The following is a 20,349-nucleotide window of genomic DNA, read 5'->3' as shown; positions in this document are numbered from 1 at the left end:
AAAGGGAGATCCAGCCATGTATGAACAAATCCTCTACGATGTGACGGAGAATGTCGCGACCATCACCTTTAACCGTCCGCAAACCAAAAACGGGCTGACGAGCCAGATGCGCCGCGAGATCATTGACGCGGTGGCAAAGGCGGAGGGCGAGGCGCGGGTGCTGGTCTTCACCGGGGCCGAGGGTGCGTTCTGTTCGGGTCAGGATCTGTCAGACACGAAGCACCCGTCCGAAATCGATTTCGAAGCGGTTTTGCGCGACGAATATGAGCCGATGCTGAACGCGATTTACAATTGCAAACTGCCGACCGTCGCAGCCGTGAACGGCCCGGCTGCGGGCGCAGGCGCAAATCTGGCGCTGGCAGCGGACATTGTGATTGCGACAGAAAGCGCTGTTTTCATTCAGGCTTTCGCGCGTATTGGCCTTCTGCCCGACGCAGGGGGCACCTATTGGCTCCCCCGTCAGATGGGCTTTTCGAAAGCCATGGGCGCGGCGCTTTTGGCCGAGCCGATCACCGCGAAACAGGCCGATGATTGGGGCATGATCTGGGCGTCTTTTCCGGATGACGCCTTCACGGCGGAGCAAAATCGCATCGCACAAAAGCTGGCCAACGGCCCGACGCTTGCCTATCGTCACATCAAAGAGGCGCTGCGCGGGAGTTATGACAAATCCCTTAACGAGCAACTTGCCGTCGAGGCGAAGGCGCAGGGTGTGCTTGGCCAGTCGGCGGATTTCCTTGAGGGGGTCATCGCCTTTCTGCAAAAGCGGATACCAAATTATCAGGGGAAATAATGAGCTTAGCCGACCGTCTGACCCGCTGCCCGATCCCGTTTGACGAAGAACGCGGCAAGGAGGCGGGCGCCCGGTTCGGCGGCCAATTCGGCGATTTGGTCGCGGGCGCGGCCGGGTGCAGCCCTTATCTCGCGCAACTCATCCGCCGCGAAGGCGACTGGCTCGAGGGCGCGGCGGACGACCCCGAAGCGGCGCTCGCGGCGGAGCTAGCGGATCTTTCGCGGGAGGAGGAGGCGGCGCTGTCGACCCGTTTGCGGGAGGCGAAACGCCGTGTCGCACTGATCGCAGCGCTCGCCGATCTTGGCGGCGTTTGGTCCTTGGAAGAGGTGACTGGCGCGCTGTCGGATCTCGCGGATGGCGCTCTTAAAGCATCGCTCAATCTCTTGATTTCAAACGAGATCAAGCGCGGCAAATTGCCAGGGATGGAAGAGGGCGACGATCCTGAAAAGGCTGGCCTCGTGCCCTTCGCCATGGGGAAAATGGGCGCGCGGGAGCTGAATTATTCCTCCGATATCGACATCATCATGCTCTTCGATCAGGACCGGTTTCCGCCTGAGGAGTATCTGACCGCGCGCAAGAGTTTCATCCGCGTCGTGCAGAAAACGGTGAAGCTGCTCTCCGAGGTGACGGGCGAGGGCTATGTGTTCCGAACCGATTTGCGCCTGCGCCCGGACCCCGCCGTCACGCCCGTCGTGATGGGGATGGACCCGGCGGAGAGCTATTACGAGAGCCTTGGCCGCAACTGGGAGCGCGCCGCCTGGATCAAGGCGCGGCCAGCAGCGGGTGATCTTGAGGCGGGCGCGGAATTTATCCAACGTTTGCGGCCCTTTATCTGGCGGCGGCATCTGGATTTTGCCGCGATTGAGGATACCCATGACATGCGCCTGCGCATCCGGTCCGAGAAGGGACTGCATGGACCGATCACCTTGCCGGGCCATCACCTGAAACTCGGGCGCGGCGGGATCCGCGAGATCGAATTTTTCACCCAGACCCGGCAACTCATCGCGGGCGGGCGCGACCCGGATTTGCGGATGCGCGAGACCGTTCCGGCGCTTCAGGAACTCGCCGTAAAGAAATGGATTTCAACGGACATCTCGGAGAAGTTGATCACCCACTACCGCTTCCTGCGGGAGATGGAGCACCGGATGCAGATGTTTGACGACGCGCAGACGCATCTTTTGCCCGGCTCCGAAGAAGGGTTCGCGCGGCTCGCGGCCTTTTGCGGCGAAGAGGATGTGGACGCGTTCAAGGCCAACTTGCAAGACCATCTGCAAGAGGTTCATGACATTGCAGAAAGTTTCTATCGCAAGGAGCGCGGCACGCCGGAGGAAGGCGCGACGGCGACCGAAAGTTTCGAGGATCCGGAGAAGGCCGAGACGCTCATGGCGAGTTGGAACGCGCTTCCGGCCTTTCGCAGCGACCGCGCGCGGCGTATCTTTGAGCGCATCCAGCCCCGGATCCTTGAACTTCTGGGAGAATCCGATGCCCCTGACGATGCGCTTTTGCAATTGGATCGCTTTTTCAAGGCGTTACCGGCCGGTGTTCAAATTTTCTCGCTCTTTGAAGCCGCGCCGCAAATCCTTGATTTGCTTATCGAAATCTGCGGAACGGCGCCGCGGCTTGCGACCTATCTCGGCCAGCGCCCGCAAGTGCTGGATGCGGTCGTGACAGGGCAATTTTTTGCGCCTCTGGAAGGCGCGGAGGCGCTGGCGGCGTCGCTAAAAGACAAGCTTTCTCAAGAGGATGACTACGAGCGCCGCCTCGATGCGCTGCGCCGTTGGGTGAAGGATCATCATTTTCGCACGGGCGTTCTGCTGCTGCGCGGGATCGTCAGCGCCGAGGAGGCCGCGCGCAGCTATTCGGACATCGCGACCGTTGCCATTCGCGGGATCGCGCCGGAGGTGGAGGCTGAATTTTCCCGCCGCCACGGGCCGCCGCCGGGTCTTGGCTGGTCGGTCGTGGCCATGGGCAAGCTTGGCAGCGGCGAGATGACGGCGCAGTCTGATCTCGACCTCATCATCATTTACGACCCCGAGGACGCGGAGGCGTCGGACGGGAAAAAACCTTTGGCGATCACGGCTTATTACGCGCGGCTCACGCAGGCGCTGGTCAATGCGTTGACGGTGGCGACGGCGGAAGGCCCGCTTTATGAGGTCGATATGCGGCTGCGGCCATCGGGTAAGCAGGGGCCGGTCGCAATCCGCGTGTCGGCCTTTGAGTCCTATCAGAAAAATGAGGCGTGGAGTTGGGAGCATATGGCGCTCACGCGCGCGGCGATTTTGACGGGGCCGGACGGATTAAAGGCGAAAATCCAAGAGGTTGTCGACGAGGTTTTAAGCAAAGATCGCGATCGCGTCGCGCTTCTGAAGGATGTGCAGGACATGCGTGGGCGGCTGGCCGAGGCGCACCCGGAAGAGAAGATCGAACCCTTTGAAATCAAATATGGTTCCGGGCGGCTCATGGATGTGGAACTGCTGCTGCAGACCGGGCATTTGCTCACGGGGAAGGCCGAGATTGACGCGCAGGCGGAGGCGGGGTTTATCACGGCAGAGGATGCGAACACCTTGTCGCAAGCCTTGGATTTTTATCGCAAACTTCAGCAGATCGTGCGGATCACGGCGAATGGTGCGCTCAATGTCGAGCGGCTCGGGACGGCCAGCCGCAATGTTTATCTGGAGCGATTTGAGGCGGCGGATATGGATGCGCTCGCGGCGCAATTGGCGGATCACGCGCAAGCCGCGCGGGCGGTGATCGAAGCGAAGCTCGCGCCGTGAGCCTGCCGATTGTCTGGCATCCCGATTATGTCGCGCCGCTGCGGCCCGGTCATCGGTTTCCCATGTCTAAATATGGGTATTTGCGCGATGTTTTGGCGCGGCGCGGCCTCTTGCCGGAGGCGGGCGGCTATATCGCGCCGGCGCCCGCGCCGCTGCGCCAGATCGCGGCGGTGCATGAGATCGGCTATGCGGAGCGGGTGTTTGGCGCGCGGTTAACCAGGGCGGAAGAAAAGCGCATCGGCCTTCCGGGGAGCGACACGATTGCCCGCCGTGCGCGGCTGTCCGCGTCGGGCACATTGTTGGCCGGGCGGCTCGCGCTGGAGCATGGGCTGGCGGGCAGCGGCGCGGGCGGGTCGCATCATGCGGGGCCGGAGGGCGGCGCAGGATTTTGCGTGTTTAACGATGTTGCCGTGGCGGCGCAGGCGCTGCTTGATGAGGGGATTGTGCGAAATATCGTGGTCGTCGATCTCGATGTGCATCAGGGCGATGGCACGGCGCGGATCTTCGCAAAGGAGCCGCGCGTGTTTACCTTCTCACTCCACGCGGCGAAGAATTACCCGATGGAGAAGGCGCAAAGTGATCTCGATGTGGCGCTTCAGGACGGCACCGAAGATGCGTTTTATCTCAAGGTGCTGGAGCAAAATCTGGAAGCGTTACCGCAGGCCGACCTCGCGTTTTTCAACGCCGGGGTGGACCCTTATCAGGGCGACCGTTTGGGGCGGCTTTCGTTAACGGAAGAGGGGCTCCGGGCGCGGGACCGGGCGGTGTTTCGCTGGGCCAGATCGCGGCACCTGCCGCTCGCCTTCGCCCTCGGGGGCGGCTATGATCGCGACCCGTGGGCGCTCGCCGCCCGTCACGCCAACACATTTGAGGAGGCCGCGACATGGCTGTGAGCCGCGATCCCGACGATCCGCGCGGGCTGATCCGCGAGGCCTATCGCATTGAGGGGCTGAGTCTGGTCGAGGCGCGGAGCATCTTTTTCGACTGGGCCATGGGGCCGGGCGCGCCGGATGATCTGCCCGAGGCGGTTCGGCGGCTGCATCTACGCTACGGCGCGACGGCGCCCGCCCATCCGATGAGTTTCGTGCTCAAGGAAGGGCTGGCGACGCCGAAGCGCCGCCGCTCTTAGGTGAAGTCAGACCGGTTAATATTGTAGCGCTGCATCTTCTCGTTGAGCGTCCGGCGGGGCAGGGAGAGTTCCTCCATCACCGCGGCGACGGAGCCGTTATGGCGGCGCAGTGTGTTCTCGATCAGCGTTTTCTCGAAGGCGTCCACATGCTCCTTGAGGGCCTTGGACTGCGCCGGGATTTCGCCGTTTTCCATCGCGAGTTGCCCAATCAGTGCGGCCATGGCGCCTTCTTCCTCTTGATTGAGAAGGGCGGCGCGCTCGCTCAGATTGATGAGTTGACGCAAATTGCCGGGCCAGGGCGCTTGCAAAAACGCGGCGACTTCGGAGGGGCTGAGGCTCGGGGCCGCGCCGCCATATTCATCCGCAAAATAACTCGTGTAATGGTTAAAGAGCGTGATGATATCCTCGCCGCGTTCGCGCAGCGGCGCGAGGGTGATCTGCATGGTCGCGAGACGATGGTAAAGATCGTCGCGGACCAGCGCGGCCTGTGCGAGCTGCGTGTTGCTGCTCGTCGCGATGATCCGGGTGCCGGCGCGCTCGGCCGGATCGCCCGCCTCACGGGCGGCGAGATAGGAGACGAGACGGGCTTGCACATTGTCCGGCATCGCGTCGATATCCTCGATGACGAGGGTGCCATCGCGGCTGGCATTCACCAACGGCGCGGTGTCCCCGGCTTGCGGGCCGAAGAGCAGGCGCTCCAATGTCTCCGGGTCCTGCCCCTGACAGGAGACCGAATTATAGGCCTTGCCCTGCCGCGGGCTGGTCGCGTGGATCGCCTGCGCCGTTAAGGTTTTGCCGGTCCCGGTCTCGCCCAAAATCAGCACATGGCCGTCCGATTGGGCCACATCGACGATCTGCTCGCGCAGCTTGGTCATCATCGGAGAGGCGCCGATGAGGCGGGCTTGCAGCGTCTCGGAATCGGCCAGCTCGCGGCGGATGGCGCGGGTCTCCAGCGCCTTTTTCCGAAGCTCGGAGGCTTTCTCAACAAGCCCCAGCAACCGCTCGGGATCGAACGGTTTTTCGACGAAATCATAAGCGCCGATCTGCATGGCTTCGACCGCCATCGGCACATCGCCATGACCGGTGATGAGGATCACCGGCAGCGCGCCATCCATCGCCTGAAGGCGGCGGAGCAGTTCCATGCCATCCATGCCCGGCATCCGAATGTCGGTGATGACGATCCCGGCAAACTCCGCCGTTAACTCACTGAGCGCAGATGCCGCGTCGGAATAGACCAGAGGCGCGTATCCTGAGAGGTCGAGAAGCTGCGAGACAGACTCGCGCATCACCTCTTCATCATCCACCACCGCGACCTTGAACCCTTCGGCCATATATTTACCCTTCTTCCAGTGCAGGCAGTTCCAGCTCGAACAACGCGCCACGCGGCGCAATGTTGCGTGCTGTCAGCCGCCCGCCCATATCATTCGCAAACCCTGCGGAGAGTGCCAGCCCAAGCCCGGTCCCCTCACCGGCCGGTTTGGTCGTGTAAAACGGCTCAAAAAGCGCTTCGGGATCGTCAATCCCATGGCCATTGTCGCGCACGCGGATATGCACGCGTCTGCCTGCCATGGCGAATATGTCGATCTTCCGCTCCTCCTGTCCGGCTGTTGCATCCACCGCATTGCGCAAAAGGTTAACAATAATTTGCTCAAGACGTAAAGGATCGCCCATCACCATGAGCGGATGCGGCGGCATCATGCGGGTGACTTCGATGTCCCCGCGGGAGAATTGCGGCGTCATCATGGAGAGCGCGGCATCGACCACATTGCGCAGATCGACGCGCTGCACATCGTCGCTGCCCTTGCGGGCAAAGCTTTTGAGTTGCCGGGTGATCGCGCCCATGCGGGTCAAAAGATCGTCAATGCGCTGGAACGAGGAGAGCGCCTCATTGTGGCGCTGGCGCTGGAGCAGAAGCCGGGCGCTCGCGAGATAAGTGCGCATCGCGGCGAGCGGCTGGTTCAACTCATGACTCACGGCGGCGGACATTTCCCCGAGCGAGGCGAGTTTCGATGCCTGCACAAGGCTTTGCTCGGCGACTCTCAAGCTCTGCTCGGCCTCTTCACGCGCGCCGATCTCTTCGGTCAGCCGCTGGTTGAGCGCCCGAAGCTCGGCGGATTCGCGGGTCAGCCGCACGTTGGAGCGCTGCGCGATGCGCACCAGCAGGAAGAAAATCCCCGTGGCGATCAGCGAGAGCGCCATGATCGCGGTGGCAATGGCGGCGGAGACGCGGGCGCGCACATCCTCGATGGAGGCGAGATAATGAAGTTGCCAGCCCCGGAATCGCACCGGCGTCTCGATTTCAAGGAAATTCGTGTTGCCGACCTCGACGAGATCGTTGGAGCCGGAGAGGCGGCTGAAGAAATTCGTGACGGATTTGAATTGCCCGCGCGCCCGGAGGCGGTTCATCAGTTCGGGGTAATTCTGCCCGCGCCAGGCCGGGCGGGAGGAGAGGATCACGTTGCCCTCGCTGTCCGTCACCGTGATGATCGCCGAGGAGCGTTGCCAGCTTTCCTCCAGCCGGCTGAGTTCCGCCGCGACCCCGACCACGCCGAGAAGCTGGTTCCCGTCCATGATGCGGCGGGCGAAATAGAAGCTGGTGACGTTGTTGTCCATCCGCTCGGAGGTGAAGATCGTGTCGAGATCGCGCAGCGCGGCGGTGTAAAAGGCCGAGGTCCCCATATTGGTGCCGATCAGCGCGCGGTCCGAGGAGGCGACGGTGCGGCCGGTGTCGTCCAGAAGCACGATGGAGGACGCGCCAAGCTCGTCGCGAAATTCGATAAGGCGTTGAGAGGTCAGCGGATATTGGTCGGCGCGGAGGGCCTGGATCAGCTCGCTATCGCGCGAGAGCAGGAGCGGCACCACGGAGCTTCGTTGCAAAAGCGAGGTGATCGCGCCGGTGTAGAGATTGGCGCGGATCCCCGCCTGATCGCGCAGACCCGCCGTGTAGCGCTTGCCCAGAAAGCTCGACGCCATCACGATCAGCGCCAGCGTCGCGATCAGAACAAGACCCGCGACCAGCCAGAGATAGGGGCGTCGCCGGGAAGGGGTGGTATGCGCCGCTTGCTGCGCCATGCGCCTCTCAGGCGACCGCCGCGAGGCTTTCCGCAAGCCCGGCGAACATCGCCTTGCCATCCGTACCGCCAAGCGCCGGGTCCGCCGCGCGCTCCGGATGTGGCATCAGCCCGAGAACATGGCGATTTTCCGACAGAACGCCCGCGATATGGCCCGCCGCGCCATTGATCCCGCCCTCTTTGGCATAGGAAAACGCGACACGGCCTTCGCCGTAAAGACGCTTCACCAACTCCTCATCCGCGCGGTAATTGCCGTCGTGATGGGCGACCGGGAAATTGACGGTCTGGCCTTGGCGATATTGGCTCGTGAAGGGGCTGTCGGTGGTCTCGACCTTGAGCGGGGTCGGGTGGCAGCGATATTTGATCTGCGCATTGCGCAGGAGCGCGCCCGGCAGCATTTCGGCTTCGGTCAGGATCTGGAAACCGTTGCAGATCCCAAGGACATAGCCGCCTTTCTTCGCGTGATCCTTGACCGCGGACATGATCGGCGCACGGGCCGCAATCGCGCCGCAGCGCAGATAATCGCCGAAGGAGAAGCCGCCCGGAACGCCGACGAGATCGACCTTCGGCAGCGCCGCATCCTTGTGCCAAACCATCTCGGTCTCGAACCCCGCCGCGCGGAAGGCGACGGCCAGATCACGGTCGCAATTGGAGCCGGGGAAGACGAGGACGGCGGCCTTCATGCGAGCTCGATCCGGTAGTCTTCGATCACCGTGTTGGCGAGCAGATCCTCGCACATTTTGGCGATCTGGTCCTCGGAAGTGCCGTCTTTCAGATCCAGCTCGATCAGCTTGCCCTGCCGGACCTCTTCCACGCCGTCATAACCAAGCGCGCCGAGCGCGTGGCCGATGGCCTGCCCCTGCGGGTCCAGAACGCCGTTTTTCAAAGTGACAAAAATCCGTGCTTTCATGGCGTCCTCAAGGGGTTAGTGAACAAGTTTCGGGCCGTTCGCCGGGCCTTTGGGCATCAGGCCAAGGCGGCGGGCGACTTCGGTATAGGCGTCGGCCAGATCGCCAAGATCGCGGCGGAACACGTCCTTGTCGAGCTTCTGGCCAGTCTCGATGTCCCAGAGACGGCAGCTATCGGGGCTGATCTCATCGGCGATGATCAGGCGCTGATAATCGCCCTCAAAGACCCGGCCAATCTCGATTTTGAAATCGACCAGACGGATGCCGACGGCCAGCATCAGCCCGGACATGAAGTCATTTACCCGGAGCGCGAGGCTGACCATATCGTCGAGATCCTGCTGCTGCGCCCAGCCAAAGGCGAGGATATGCTCCTCCGTCACCAGCGGATCGCCGAGCGCGTCGTCCTTGTAGTAATATTCCACGATGGGGCGGGAGAGCGGCGTGCCTTCCTCGATCCCCAGACGCTTGGCGAGCGAGCCCGCGGCGACATTGCGCACCACCACTTCGAGCGGGATGATCTCGCAGGCGCGGACGAGCTGCTCACGCATGTTGAGGCGGCGGATAAAATGCGTCGGCACGCCGATCATGTTCAGGCCCGACATGAAATGCTCAGACAGGCGGTTGTTCAGCACGCCCTTGCCCTCGATCACGCCCTTTTTCTCGGCGTTGAATGCGGTGGCATCATCCTTGAAATATTGGATAATCGTGCCGGGTTCCGGTCCTTCATAGAGGATCTTCGCCTTGCCTTCGTAGATCATGCGGCGGCGGGCCATGGACGTCTCCTGTGCTGGGTTGCCCCTCCTATAAAGAAGGGGGGGCATTCGGGCAAGCCAGACTTGTTTTATTCGGCGGCGCGCCGTACATCCGCTATAAAGAGTTTGGAGGAGGGCCTTATGACCACAGACAATTTTGAAGAACGCCGCCGCGCTTTCGAGAACAAGTTCGCGCATGATGCGGAGTTGCAGTTCAGGGTCGAGGCGCGGCGCGACCGTTATATGGCCCAGTGGGCGGCGGAAATTCTTGGCAAAAGCGACGCGGAATCAGACGAGTATATCAAAGAGGTGATCCGCGCAGATTTCGAGGAAGCCGGGGATGAGGATGTGATCCGCAAGCTCAAGACGGATCTCGAAGGCAAGGTGACGGAGAAGGAAATCCGCGCCCGCATCGCCGAGGCGACGATCCGCGCCAAGGGCGAGATCATCGATCAGGGCGAATTTTAAACACTTCCCAATCGGCATTAAAAAACGGGGCGTTCGGCCCCGTTTTTCACGTTAAGAGCGGCGATTTCAGCCAAAGACACGCTTGAAAATCGTGTCCACATGTTTGGTGTGATAGGTGAGGTCGAATTTTTCCTCGATCTCTTCGTCCGAAAGCGCCTTGCGCACATCCGTATCGCCCTTGAGTTCTTCCATGAAATCCGCGCCTTTTTCCCAAACCTTCATGGCGTTGCGCTGAACGAGCGTGTAGGCGTCCTCGCGGCTCACGCCCTTCTGGGTCAGCGCCAACAGCACGCGCTGGCTGTGAACGAGCCCTTTGAACTTGTTGAGATTGTTCAGCATTGTCTCTGGGTAGACGACAAGGTTCTCGATCACATTGGTCAGACGCGCCAGCGCGAAATCGAGGGTGATGGTCGCGTCCGGCCCGATATTGCGCTCCACCGAGCTGTGCGAAATGTCCCGCTCGTGCCAGAGCGCGACATTCTCCATCGCAGGCAGCGCATAGCCGCGCACGAGGCGGGCCAAACCGGTCAGGTTCTCGGTCAGAACCGGGTTGCGCTTATGGGGCATTGCCGAGGAGCCTTTCTGGCCCTTCGAGAAAAACTCTTCCGCTTCCAGCACTTCGGTGCGCTGAAGATGGCGCACTTCCGTCGCGATGCGCTCAATCGAGGACGCCACCACGCCAAGGGCGCAGAAAAACGCGGCGTGACGGTCGCGCGGGATCACCTGGGTCGAGACCGTTTCCGGCTGCATCCCCATTTTTTCCGCCACATATTCCTCAACTTGCGGATCGACATTCGCAAAGGTGCCGACCGCGCCGGAGATCGCCGCCGTCGCGATTTCCTCGCGGGCGACCTCAAGGCGGCGCTTGTTGCGCTCCATCTCCGCATAGGCTTGCGCGAGTTTGACACCAAAGGTCGTCGGCTCGGCATGGATCCCGTGGCTACGGCCAATGGTGATCGTGTCCTTATGCTCCAGCGCGCGTTTTTTCAGCGCCGCGAGCAGCTTGTCCATATCGTCCAGAAGAATGTCGCTCGCGCGCATCAACTGCACATTGAAACAGGTGTCCAGAACGTCCGAGGAGGTCATGCCCTGATGGACGAAGCGCGCATTGTCCGCGCCAACGATGTCCGAAAGATGGGTGAGAAACGCGATCACATCATGTTTCGTGACCGCTTCGATCCGGTCGATCTCCGCTACATCGAACTCCACCTCGCGGGCTTTCCAGACCGCTTCGGCGTTCTCTTTCGGGATAATCCCCAGCTCCGCCATTTTGTCGCCCGCATGGGCCTCGATTTCAAACCAGATGCGAAATTTGGTCTCGGGCGACCAGATGTTAACCATTTCGGGGCGAGAATAGCGAGGGATCATAGCAGCAACCGCATTGAGAAGAAGATGACAGTCGCCTATCAAACAGGCATGGCAAAGGCAATGGAACGGTTTTACGGCAGTTGGCATCTCGCGCGCGAGGTGTCGACGGGCGCGCGGTTCGAGGGCGAGGCGGTGATTACCGAAACGCCCTTCGGCGCGATCTATCGTGAGGACGGGATGCTGGCGATGGATGGGCAGACGCCGATCCGGGCGACCCGTCATCTGCGCTGGCACCGGGAGGAGGACGCGATTGCGGTCTATTTCGAGGATGGCCGCTTTTTTCACCGCTTCAACCCCGATGCAGACGCGCCCGAAGCGCGGCATTTGTGTGATCCGGATATTTACGATGTGGTCTATTGCTTCGCGAAATGGCCAAGCTGGAAAAGCACATGGACGGTGCAGGGGCCGCGCAAATCCTACACCATGATCAGCCGCTACAGCCGTTAAGCGGGGGCGACCTGCCAGAGATCATGGTGATGCTCCAGCATCGGGTGGATATGCATCCCGGTCACGCCAATGCGCATATGTTGCGACAGCTCGCGCCAATAGGGCTGAATGATCGCGCCATCTTCGATCAGCATGGTTTGCAGCTCCGCCATCACCTCGCGGCGGGCGAAATTGTCGGGAATCGCCAGCGCGCGGTCGAGGGCGGCGTCGAAATCCGCGCTTGCGAATCCGGTCTCGTTCCACGCGGCGTGGCTGCGATAGGCGAGCGCGAGATTCTGCACCCCGAGCGGTCGCGCGCTCCATTCGGTGACGGAGAAAGGATGCGTGCGCCAGTTTTCCCAAAACGGTCCCGCGGGCAGGATACTGCGCGCGACGCGTAGTCCCGCATCCTGCAACTGGCTGGCAATCGCATCGCCCGAAAGGCGCGACCAGTCGTCGTCGAGGGTCGTCAGGGTGAAGGTCATCTCCGCGAATCCGGTGCCGTAGATCGCCTCCATCGCGCCGGAGGGGTCATAGGGCAGGGAATCGATGCGGGCGAAATCTGGGTGCATCGGGCCGACATGGGCGTTGATCGCCAGCAGCCCGCGCCCGCCATGGCCGATTTCGAGCACGATGCCATTGTCCACCATCTGCGCCAGCGCGCGGCGGAGCGTGCGGTTCGCATAGGGTTTCACGCCGTTAATCGTGGCGTCGCGGTGAACGCGGCAAACAATGGTCGCGCCCGAAGTGATGGCTGAGCGCTTCAGCCCCATGGCGTCAAACTCCGGCCCGAACCAGCCCGTGGACTGGTAATTCGCGTCGATCCGGCCTGCGGCGAAGGCGTCGAGTTGCGCGGAAGGGTCGGGGCCGAGATCGAGATACTCGATGGTCTCCACCGCCACCTCGCCGCCCCACCATGAGGCGCGTTTGGTGAGCCGGGCGCGGCTCCCCGCTGTTACCTCAATGTCGTAAGGCCCTGTTCCGATGGAGTTTTCCGCGATTCTGGCGCCGCTCTCGTCGAAACTCGGATGGACCAGCAGCGCGGGATAATCGCTGATGCTGGCGATCAGCGTGATGTCGGGTTTGCGCAAGGTGAGGGTGATCTCGCGCGGGCGGGTGATCTCGGCGACGCCCTCGGCGAGCGCACCGGTTTCCGGGTCGATCAGCGCGTCCATTCGGCTCGCCATGGAGTTGCCGGGGACCGCGGCATCGCACCAGCGGCGGATGTTGAACAGCACATCTTCGGGGGTGAAGGGATCGCCATTCGACCAGAGCACACCCTCGCGCAAGGTTAGGCGATACTGGCTGGCGTCCTCGCTCACCTCCCAGCTTTCGAGAAGCCACGGCTCGAACCGCCCGTCGCGGCGATAGCGGATCAGCGTTTCGTTTGAGCCGCGCAGGATATTGGCGGATTCGGGCTGCTCGAAGAGGCGCGGATCGGTGAACTCCGGCACGTCCATCTGGATGCGCAGCACCGTGCCGCCCGCCGCCTCCTGTGCCCAGGCCTTGCGAGCGGGAAAGCCCGCACCACCGGCAAAAACAGAGGCGAGCGCGAGAAATTCGCGGCGGGACAGGTCGGAGCGTTTCATCGCTCTATCCTGCCGGAAGAGCAGGCGAAATCAAGGGATCAGGTTAGGAATCGCGCGGATTTGCGCGCTTAGGGGTGTGGCCGGATCGAGGCTGTGCCAGTCCCGCATCCGTTTGCGAAACCATGTGCGCTGACGTTTGGCGAATTGGCGGGTGGCGAGCTTGCCGGCGGCAATGGCGTCCTCAAGGGGCAGTGTGCCGCTCAGATGGGCGACAAGCTCCTTCGCGCCGAGCGCCTGATCGGCGGGGCGTTTGGCATCGAAACCGTCGCGATTGGCGGCGGCTTCCTCAAGCGCGCCTTCCGCGATCATCTGATCGAAGCGGCGATTGATGCGGGTGTTCAGCCAGTCCACTTCGGGGCGGAACACGAGGCGATGCGCGTCTGTCACCAGCGGCGGCGGCGTCTCGGCCTGCCAGCTTGAGAGGCCGCGCCCGGTTTCCATCAGCACTTCATAAGCGCGCTGAATCCGCACGGGATTGGCGAGGTCGATCTTCGCGGCGGTCTCCGGGTCGCGCGCCTCCAGCAGCGAACGCATTTCGGCGGGGTCCATCGCGTCGGCGGTTTGGCGGGTCTCGGGCGAAATGGGAGGGATCGGCGCGAGCCCTTCGGTCAACGCCATGAAATAAAGGCCGGTGCCGCCGATAATCACCGGATTTTGCGGCAAAAGCGGTTCCACTTCGCGCAGCCAATGGCCGACGGAATAGGCGGTGTCGCGCGGGATATGGCCGTAGAGGCGGTGCGGATGCGCGGCCTCTTCGGCGGGGCTTGGCCGGGCGGTGAGCACGCGCCAGTTGGCATAGACCTGCAAGGCGTCTGCATTGACGATCGGCACGCCGCGCGCCGCCGCGATCTCCAGCGCGAGCGCGGATTTGCCCGAGGCGGTCGGGCCAGCGATGAGAACGGGGCAGTTCATGGCAAGGGATGTGCCCGATTGCGTGCCGCCTGTCTATGGGGCCTGCCCATGGGCGCTTAATAATGCAGCAGCCAGAGGATCAGCAGGACCAGCAGCAGCGCGATTTTGGAGCGCCGCCCGAACCCGCCTTTGAGACTCAGCATCCCGCCAAGCGCCATTGCCGTTCTCCGCGTCCCGATCTGGAGCGCTTCAAACCCGTCGGTGAGATAGCGCCGGGTCGGGGGCGGCGGTTCCGGCGGCGGGTCTTCGCGCCAGATCATCGGGTTATAGGCGGCTTCTAAAGGCGGGCGCGGCAGACCGGGATCGCCAAGCCGCGCGGTGATCTCGGGCGAGAGCGGGCGCGGTTCCGCGGCTACGGGCGCGTCCTTCGCCTTGGCCAGCGCCATCGCCGTCTGCGCGGCCTTCGCCCATTGCTCTTCCGTCAGCGGCGGGATCTGCGCGGCGCTGCGGCCCACGCTCACCCCGCTCGCATGGGCCGAGATCGCGCGGGCGACCGCACCGGGGTTTTGCCGCTCATACGCCGCGAGTTTTTGCGCCAGCGCCGCCATCTGTGCGTCACTCCCATGGCCCAAAAGCAGGCTCAGCATCTGCGGCGTGACGGGGTTGATCTGCATAATCCCCTCCAAAACTGCGCCAAGTTTACGCGCGGGGCCCCGCCAACCCGTTAACATCCTCACGCGAGATCAAATAGATTTGAGACAATGTCGAAAAACCACGCCCGCATGGCGCAAAACCGCGCGCGGCGGCATCAAAGACACCGGCAAAGCCGTTGAACTTTGCCGCCGTTTTCGGCATGGTCCGCGCAAAGCAGAGAGAGCCGGAGACAAAGAATGAGTGACGCCCCCGTTTATAACCGTGTCATGTTGAAAATTTCCGGCGAGGCGCTGATGGGCAATCAGGGGTTCGGGCTGCATCCCCCCACGGTGGAACGGATCGCCGATGAGGTGCAGAAGGTGCATGAAATGGGCACCGAGATCTGCATGGTGATCGGCGGCGGTAATATTTTCCGGGGGCTGCAGGGCTCGGCGCAGGGCATGGAGCGGACCACGGCGGATTATATGGGGATGCTGGCGACGGTGATGAACGCGCTCGCCATGCAATCGGCGCTGGAGGCGCGCGGGATTTACACGCGGGTGATTTCAGCGATCCCGATGGATCAGGTCTGTGAGCCCTACATCCGCCGCCGCGCGGTGCGCCACTTGGAGAAAGGCCGCGTCTGTATTTTCGCCGCCGGGACGGGCAATCCTTACTTCACCACCGACACGGCCGCGACGCTGCGCGCCAATGAGATGCAGTGTGAAGCGATCCTCAAAGGCACGCAGGTGGACGGGGTTTATGACAGCGACCCCAAGACCAACCCCGATGCCAAGCGCTATGAGAAAGTCAGCTATGACGAGGTTTTGGCCAAGCATCTTAAAGTGATGGACAGTTCGGCCATTGCGCTCGCACGGGACAACAACCTGCCGATCATCGTGTTTTCGCTCGATGAGCCGGGCGGGTTCAAGGGCGTCTTGAGCGGCGACGCCAAATACACCATAGTCGGCCCCGAAAGTTAACACCAAGACCACCGGCGATGACCTGCGCGGTGCCCAAGGCAGCCGCGCCGCATGGCCGATAAGGAGAAAAACATGGCAGATGTGGAAATTGACCTCGACGCAATCAAGAAACGGATGGATGGGGCGCTGAGCTCGCTGAAATCCGACTTTGCGAGTCTGCGGACGGGCCGCGCCTCGGCCTCGATGCTCGACCCGGTGACGGTGGATGCCTATGGCAGCCAGATGCCGCTCAATCAGGTCGCGACGATCAACGTGCCGGAGCCGCGCATGGTGACGGTGAATGTCTGGGATAAGGGCATGGTCGGGACCGTCGACAAGGCGATCCGCAATGCCGGGCTCGGCATTAACCCGGTGATGGATGGCACGACGCTGCGTCTGCCGATCCCGGAGCTGAACGAAGAGCGCCGCAAGGAACTTGGCAAACTCGCGGGTCAATATGCCGAGCAAAGCCGCGTGGCCGTGCGTAATGTGCGCCGCGACGGGATGGATCAGGTGAAAAAGGCCAAGGACGATATGTCCGAGGATGATGTGAAGTTCTGGGAAGGCGAAATTCAGGAACTGACCAACAGCACGATTGCCGAAATCGACAAGGCGTTGGAAAACAAGCAAGCGGAGATCATGCAGGTCTGATGGCGCAACCGGCCCCCAGCCTGCCCATGAGCGGCCCGAAACATGTTGCGATCATCATGGATGGCAATGGTCGTTGGGCCACGAAACGCGGTCTCGCGCGGCTTGCCGGTCATCGGCGGGGCGTGGACCGGGTGCGCGACATCGTGCGCGCCTGCCCGGAGCTCGGGGTGGATTATCTGACACTCTTCGCCTTCTCGACGGAGAACTGGAAGCGCACGGAGGAAGAGGTCGCCGGTTTGATGCGGCTCTTTAACCACTTCTTGCAAAAAGAGGCGGAGAAGCTGCATCAGAGCGGCGTTTGCGTGCGGTTTCTGGGGGATCGCAGCGCGCTGGCCGCGCATTTACAGACGCTGATGGGCGCGCTGGAGGAAAAGACGGCGGGAAACACGCGGCTTCACCTCAATGTCGCGCTGAATTATGGCGGGCGGGACGAGATCATGCGGGCCATGGCGCGGATGGCGGAAGCGGGCGTGACGGAGTTTACCGAGGATGCCGTTGCCGCCCATCTCGACACGGGCGGGCTGCCGGACCCGGATCTGGTGATCCGCACCTCTGGCGAGCAGCGCATCTCGAATTTCCTTTTGTGGCAAGCCGCTTACGCCGAATATGCTTTCGTGGATCTCGCCTGGCCGGATTACACCGTGGCCGCGTTCCGCGACACGCTCAATCAGTTCGGCACCCGCGAGCGGCGCTTTGGAGCCGTGCTATGAGTGCCTTTGACGACCTGCGCCAGCGGAGTTTCTCCGCCCTGCTGATGATCCCGATCCCGCTGGTGTTTCTCGCCATGGGCGGCTGGTGGGCGCTGATCCTCGTCGGCGCGTTGATGGGGCTGGTGATGCGCGAATTTGGCCGCATGGCCGGGGTGAAACGCGCCTCGCTCGAAACCCTGCTGATGGTGCTGACCGGCGTTCTAGCGGTGCTGGCGGTGTGGGACAGCAACTGGCTGCTCGCGCTGGCCTCGCTCGCCGTCTCGGGCGTTCTTTACATCGTGACCCCGCGGGCGGATGGCCTGCGCGCCTTCGGCTCGCTCTATGTGGCCGCGGCCTGCGCCGGGTTCCTCGCCATTCGCCTCGGCATGGGGTTCTGGCCGATGCTTTGGGTGATCCTGATCGTGATCGCCACCGATGTGGGCGGTTATTTCGCGGGCAAACGCTTTGGCGGGCCGAAATTCTGGCCGCGCGTCAGCCCCAACAAAACTTGGGCCGGGATGATCGGCGGGCAGGCGCTGGCGCTGCTCGTTACGCTGATTTACGCGCTGATCATGGGCTGGCCGCTTGGCGGAATGCTCTTCGCCTCGATCCTCGCCGCCACCGCCGCGCAGGCGGGCGATTTGCTGGAAAGCGCCCTCAAACGCATCTTCGCGGTCAAGGACAGCGGCACCATGTTCCCCGGTCATGGCGGGCTAATGGACCGGATCGATGGGCTCGGCGGCGCGGCGCTCGCGGTCTCAGGCTATGGCGCACTCACCGGACTTTTTGCCTGAATGCGGACCCTCTCGATTTTCGGCAGCACCGGGTCGATAGGGTGCCAAACCGTTGATTTGATTTCGGGAGAGGACGTTGCCGTCGAGGTGCTGACGGGCGCGCGCAATATTCCCCTTCTGGCTGAACAGGCAAAAGCGCTTGGCGCGAAACTGGCCGTGACTTCGGAAGAGAGCTTGCTCGGCGATCTGCGCGACGCGCTGGCGGGCACGGGTATCGAGGTTGCCGCGGGCCGCACCGCTCTGCTCGAAGCGGCAAGCCGCAAGGTGGACTGGACCATGTCCGCCATTGTCGGCGCGGCGGGTCTCGGGCCGACCGCCGAGAGCGCGAAACATGGCGGGGTGCTGGCGCTCGCCAACAAAGAAAGCATGGTCTGCGCCGGGCCGCAGCTTCACGAGATCTGCGCCACCCACGGCACCACGCTCATCCCGACCGACAGCGAACATAGCGCGATTTTCCAATGCCTTGGCGGGCATCCTTTACGTGAAGTCTCCCGCGTGACGCTCACCGCCTCCGGCGGGCCGTTCCGCAAAAAGTCGTTGGAGGACATGCGGGTAGCGAGCGTTGCTGATGCGGTGGCGCACCCGAATTGGGAGATGGGTCAGCGGATTTCCATCGACAGCGCCAGCATGTTCAACAAGGCGCTGGAGGTGATTGAGGCAAAAGAGCTTTTCGGCCTCGCGCCTGAGCAGATCGAGGTGGTGATCCATCCGCAGAGCCTCATTCATTCGATGGTGGAATTCGTCGATGGCGGCTGGCTCGCGCATCTCGGCGCGCAGGATATGCGCGGCCCGATTGGCTATGCGCTGAACTATCCGGAGCGGCGCGATCTGCCGCTGGAGCGGCTCGATTTCGGCGCGCTCGGCCGGCTGGATTTCGAAGCGCCGGACCATGCGCGTTTCCCGGCGCTGAACCTCGCTTACAGAGCCATGGCGCAAGGGCAGGGCGCGCAGATCGCGCTCAACGCCGCCAAGGAGATCGCGCTCGATAAATTCATCGCCGGAGAGATCGGCTTTCTGGACATGGCGCCCCTCGTGGCCCATGTGATGGAGGAGACCGAGGCGCAGCCCGCCAGTCTCGCCGATGTTGAAGCGATTGACGTGGGTGCCCGCGCGCGCGCCCGCAAAGTGAAAGTCTGACATGGAATTTCTGACCTCCATCCCCCTCATCGGCACGCTGTTGCCCTTTGTTTTCGTGCTCTCCATCGTGGTCGCGATCCATGAATACGGGCATTATATCGTGGGGCGCTGGTGCGGGATCCATGCGGAGGTGTTCTCCATCGGCTTTGGCAAAGTGCTGTGGAGCCGGGTGGACAGCCGCGGGACGCGCTGGCAGATCGCGGCGCTTCCCCTTGGCGGCTATGTGAAATTTCTGGGCGATGCCGATGCGACGAGCCGCGCCGATGCGGCGACCACGGCGGCGGTGCGCGCCGAGGATCAGGCGCGGAGTTTCCCTCATGCCTCGCTGCTTGCCCGCGCGCTGACCGTGGTGGCCGGGCCGGTCGCGAATTTCATCCTGTCGGCGGTGATCTTTACTGCGCTCGCCTTCTGGGTGGGGCAGGCGAAAGAAGGCACCGAGATCGGCGCGCTGGTCGAAATTCCGGGCGTGGAAAGCGGGCTTCAGGTCGGCGACGAGATTTTGGCGGTCGGCGGGCAGGAGGTCGCGAGCCTTGGCGAGGTCTTCGCGGTCGAATTGCCGGACGCCGCCAGTGTCGATTATCTGATCCGCCGGGATGGCGACACGCTGACCGTGCCGGGCCCGATGCCCTTCCCGCCGCTCGTGGGCGGCGTGCAACCCTATTCGCCCGCCGCCAATGCGGGGCTGGAAGAAGGTGATGTGATCCGGGCGATCAATGGCGAAACCATCTGGGGCTTCAACGCCTTGCGCGAAACGGTTGAACCGTCTGTCGGCCAGGAGCTGGATCTGACCGTGCTGCGCGGCGCCGAGGAGATCACCCTCACGCTGGTGCCCGAAGAGATGGACAGCCAGACCGCCGACGGGTTCGAAAAGCGGGTGATGATCGGCGTTTTCGGCGCGCCGGTGATGTCGCCCGTGACGGAGACGCCGGGCCTCTTCACCGCCATGGGGCGCGGCGTGGAGCGGGTCTGGTTCGTGATTTCCTCCTCCATTGCCGGGCTGATCGGAATCCTCGGCGGACAGGTTTCGGCGGACAATCTGCAAGGCCCGCTCGGCATCGCCGATTTCTCGCGGCAGGCGGCGGAAGGCGGTTGGCTGCAACTCGTCTCGCTTATTGGGGTCATTTCCACCGCGATTGGCCTGATGAACCTCTTCCCGATCCCCGTTCTCGATGGCGGTCATCTCATGCTGTACCTCGCAGAGTGGCTTCGCGGTAAGCCTTTGCCAGCAAAAGCCGTCAATTTCATGATGACGGTTGGCATGAGCCTGCTTCTGCTGTTAATGCTATTTGCGACCTATAATGACATCATGCGGCAGTTCAGCTCATGAGCTTCCGCGCAAAATGAGGACGGGCAGAT

22 protein-coding genes are annotated in these 20,349 nt (G+C 62.7%); 12 read left to right on the top strand and 10 right to left on the bottom strand.

Going from position 1 to position 20,349, the window contains the following annotated elements:
• Nucleotides 1–16 precede the first annotated feature (16 nt).
• From ACMA5I_RS12525 to ACMA5I_RS12510, 4 genes are read left to right on the top strand one after another with little or no spacing between them, the layout of a single operon-like run.
• Nucleotides 17–790 (top strand): enoyl-CoA hydratase-related protein, encoded by a 774-nt coding sequence (locus tag ACMA5I_RS12525; RefSeq protein ID WP_525886619.1) that lies wholly within the window; start codon nt 17–19, stop codon nt 788–790.
• Nucleotides 790–3,564 (top strand): bifunctional [glutamine synthetase] adenylyltransferase/[glutamine synthetase]-adenylyl-L-tyrosine phosphorylase, encoded by a 2,775-nt coding sequence (locus tag ACMA5I_RS12520; RefSeq protein WP_525886618.1) that lies wholly within the window; start codon nt 790–792, stop codon nt 3,562–3,564. Before ACMA5I_RS12525 ends, ACMA5I_RS12520 begins: the two co-directional genes overlap by 1 nt.
• Nucleotides 3,561–4,457 carry a histone deacetylase family protein gene (locus ACMA5I_RS12515; RefSeq protein WP_525886617.1) on the top strand — a complete coding sequence of 299 codons (897 nt, stop codon included), beginning with the start codon at nt 3,561–3,563 and terminating at the stop codon, nt 4,455–4,457. The genes ACMA5I_RS12520 and ACMA5I_RS12515 overlap by 4 nt, the downstream gene beginning before the upstream one ends.
• A complete protein-coding gene (locus tag ACMA5I_RS12510; RefSeq protein WP_525886616.1) occupies nt 4,448–4,693 on the top strand; it encodes a hypothetical protein in 246 nt (81 codons plus the stop codon). The genes ACMA5I_RS12515 and ACMA5I_RS12510 overlap by 10 nt, the downstream gene beginning before the upstream one ends.
• Here ACMA5I_RS12510 and ACMA5I_RS12505 read toward each other — a convergent pair.
• From ACMA5I_RS12505 to purC, 5 genes are read right to left on the bottom strand one after another with little or no spacing between them, the layout of a single operon-like run.
• Nucleotides 4,690–6,024 (bottom strand): sigma-54-dependent transcriptional regulator, encoded by a 1,335-nt coding sequence (locus tag ACMA5I_RS12505; protein WP_525886728.1) that lies wholly within the window; start codon nt 6,022–6,024, stop codon nt 4,690–4,692. The two genes, ACMA5I_RS12510 and ACMA5I_RS12505, sit on opposite strands and share 4 nt — an antisense overlap.
• Nucleotides 6,025–6,028: 4 nt before the next feature.
• The gene (locus ACMA5I_RS12500) at nt 6,029–7,765 is read right to left on the bottom strand and encodes a sensor histidine kinase (RefSeq protein WP_525886615.1); all 1,737 of its coding nucleotides are present in this window, start codon (nt 7,763–7,765) and stop codon (nt 6,029–6,031) included.
• Between the two features lie 7 nt (nt 7,766–7,772).
• Nucleotides 7,773–8,447 carry a phosphoribosylformylglycinamidine synthase subunit PurQ gene (purQ, locus tag ACMA5I_RS12495; protein WP_525886614.1) on the bottom strand — a complete coding sequence of 225 codons (675 nt, stop codon included), beginning with the start codon at nt 8,445–8,447 and terminating at the stop codon, nt 7,773–7,775.
• A complete protein-coding gene (gene purS / locus ACMA5I_RS12490; RefSeq protein ID WP_525886613.1) occupies nt 8,444–8,674 on the bottom strand; it encodes a phosphoribosylformylglycinamidine synthase subunit PurS in 231 nt (76 codons plus the stop codon). Before purS ends, purQ begins: the two co-directional genes overlap by 4 nt.
• A 15-nt stretch (nt 8,675–8,689) precedes the next feature.
• Nucleotides 8,690–9,445 (bottom strand): phosphoribosylaminoimidazolesuccinocarboxamide synthase, encoded by a 756-nt coding sequence (gene purC, locus ACMA5I_RS12485; protein WP_525886612.1) that lies wholly within the window; start codon nt 9,443–9,445, stop codon nt 8,690–8,692.
• A 120-nt stretch (nt 9,446–9,565) separates the two neighbouring features.
• On the opposite strand from purC, the gene ACMA5I_RS12480 reads away from it, so the two are divergent.
• Nucleotides 9,566–9,892 (top strand): DUF1476 domain-containing protein, encoded by a 327-nt coding sequence (locus ACMA5I_RS12480; RefSeq protein WP_525886611.1) that lies wholly within the window; start codon nt 9,566–9,568, stop codon nt 9,890–9,892.
• Between the two features lie 66 nt (nt 9,893–9,958).
• On the opposite strand, the gene purB is transcribed toward ACMA5I_RS12480, so the two are convergent.
• On the bottom strand, nt 9,959–11,260 hold the full coding sequence (gene purB / locus ACMA5I_RS12475) for an adenylosuccinate lyase (RefSeq protein WP_525886610.1): 1,302 nt from the start codon (nt 11,258–11,260) through the stop codon (nt 9,959–9,961).
• 48 nt (nt 11,261–11,308) lie between these two features.
• On the opposite strand from purB, the gene ACMA5I_RS12470 reads away from it, so the two are divergent.
• A complete protein-coding gene (locus tag ACMA5I_RS12470; RefSeq protein ID WP_525886609.1) occupies nt 11,309–11,707 on the top strand; it encodes a DUF6314 family protein in 399 nt (132 codons plus the stop codon).
• Here the strand turns inward: ACMA5I_RS12470 and ACMA5I_RS12465 are convergent.
• From ACMA5I_RS12465 to ACMA5I_RS12450, 4 genes are read right to left on the bottom strand one after another with little or no spacing between them, the layout of a single operon-like run.
• Entirely contained in the window at nt 11,704–13,275 is a 1,572-nt protein-coding gene (locus ACMA5I_RS12465; protein WP_525886608.1) for an ABC transporter substrate-binding protein, read from the bottom strand. The genes ACMA5I_RS12470 and ACMA5I_RS12465 overlap by 4 nt on opposite strands.
• Before the next feature lie 30 nt (nt 13,276–13,305).
• Nucleotides 13,306–14,187 carry a tRNA (adenosine(37)-N6)-dimethylallyltransferase MiaA gene (gene miaA / locus ACMA5I_RS12460; RefSeq protein WP_525886607.1) on the bottom strand — a complete coding sequence of 294 codons (882 nt, stop codon included), beginning with the start codon at nt 14,185–14,187 and terminating at the stop codon, nt 13,306–13,308.
• A gap of 56 nt (nt 14,188–14,243) precedes the next feature.
• Complete coding sequence (locus ACMA5I_RS12455; RefSeq protein WP_525886606.1) at nt 14,244–14,801, bottom strand: hypothetical protein; 558 nt, start codon at nt 14,799–14,801, stop codon at nt 14,244–14,246.
• A gap of 25 nt (nt 14,802–14,826) precedes the next feature.
• The gene (locus tag ACMA5I_RS12450) at nt 14,827–14,982 is read right to left on the bottom strand and encodes a hypothetical protein (protein ID WP_525886605.1); all 156 of its coding nucleotides are present in this window, start codon (nt 14,980–14,982) and stop codon (nt 14,827–14,829) included.
• A gap of 35 nt (nt 14,983–15,017) precedes the next feature.
• Between ACMA5I_RS12450 and pyrH the strand changes: the two genes are divergently transcribed.
• From pyrH to rseP, 6 genes are all read left to right on the top strand, one after another.
• Nucleotides 15,018–15,743 (top strand): UMP kinase, encoded by a 726-nt coding sequence (gene pyrH, locus ACMA5I_RS12445; protein WP_525886604.1) that lies wholly within the window; start codon nt 15,018–15,020, stop codon nt 15,741–15,743.
• Between the two features lie 72 nt (nt 15,744–15,815).
• Complete coding sequence (frr, locus tag ACMA5I_RS12440; RefSeq protein ID WP_525886603.1) at nt 15,816–16,373, top strand: ribosome recycling factor; 558 nt, start codon at nt 15,816–15,818, stop codon at nt 16,371–16,373.
• Nucleotides 16,373–17,083, top strand: coding sequence for a polyprenyl diphosphate synthase (gene uppS / locus ACMA5I_RS12435; RefSeq protein WP_525886602.1), 711 nt, complete (start codon nt 16,373–16,375; stop codon nt 17,081–17,083). Before frr ends, uppS begins: the two co-directional genes overlap by 1 nt.
• Complete coding sequence (locus ACMA5I_RS12430) at nt 17,080–17,856, top strand: phosphatidate cytidylyltransferase (RefSeq protein ID WP_525886601.1); 777 nt, start codon at nt 17,080–17,082, stop codon at nt 17,854–17,856. Before uppS ends, ACMA5I_RS12430 begins: the two co-directional genes overlap by 4 nt.
• Complete coding sequence (gene dxr / locus ACMA5I_RS12425) at nt 17,857–18,993, top strand: 1-deoxy-D-xylulose-5-phosphate reductoisomerase (RefSeq protein WP_525886600.1); 1,137 nt, start codon at nt 17,857–17,859, stop codon at nt 18,991–18,993.
• Between the two features lies 1 nt (nt 18,994).
• A complete protein-coding gene (gene rseP / locus ACMA5I_RS12420; RefSeq protein ID WP_525886599.1) occupies nt 18,995–20,320 on the top strand; it encodes an RIP metalloprotease RseP in 1,326 nt (441 codons plus the stop codon).
• Nucleotides 20,321–20,349: the final 29 nt, after the last annotated feature.

This window comes from Jujubicoccus corallicola, assembly GCF_047345645.1.
In the GTDB taxonomy this organism is placed as follows: Bacteria; Pseudomonadota; Alphaproteobacteria; order Rhodobacterales; family Rhodobacteraceae; genus JBLEFH01.
Note: the sequence above shows the minus strand (reverse complement) of the source record. Positions and strands in the feature narration are given on the sequence as shown.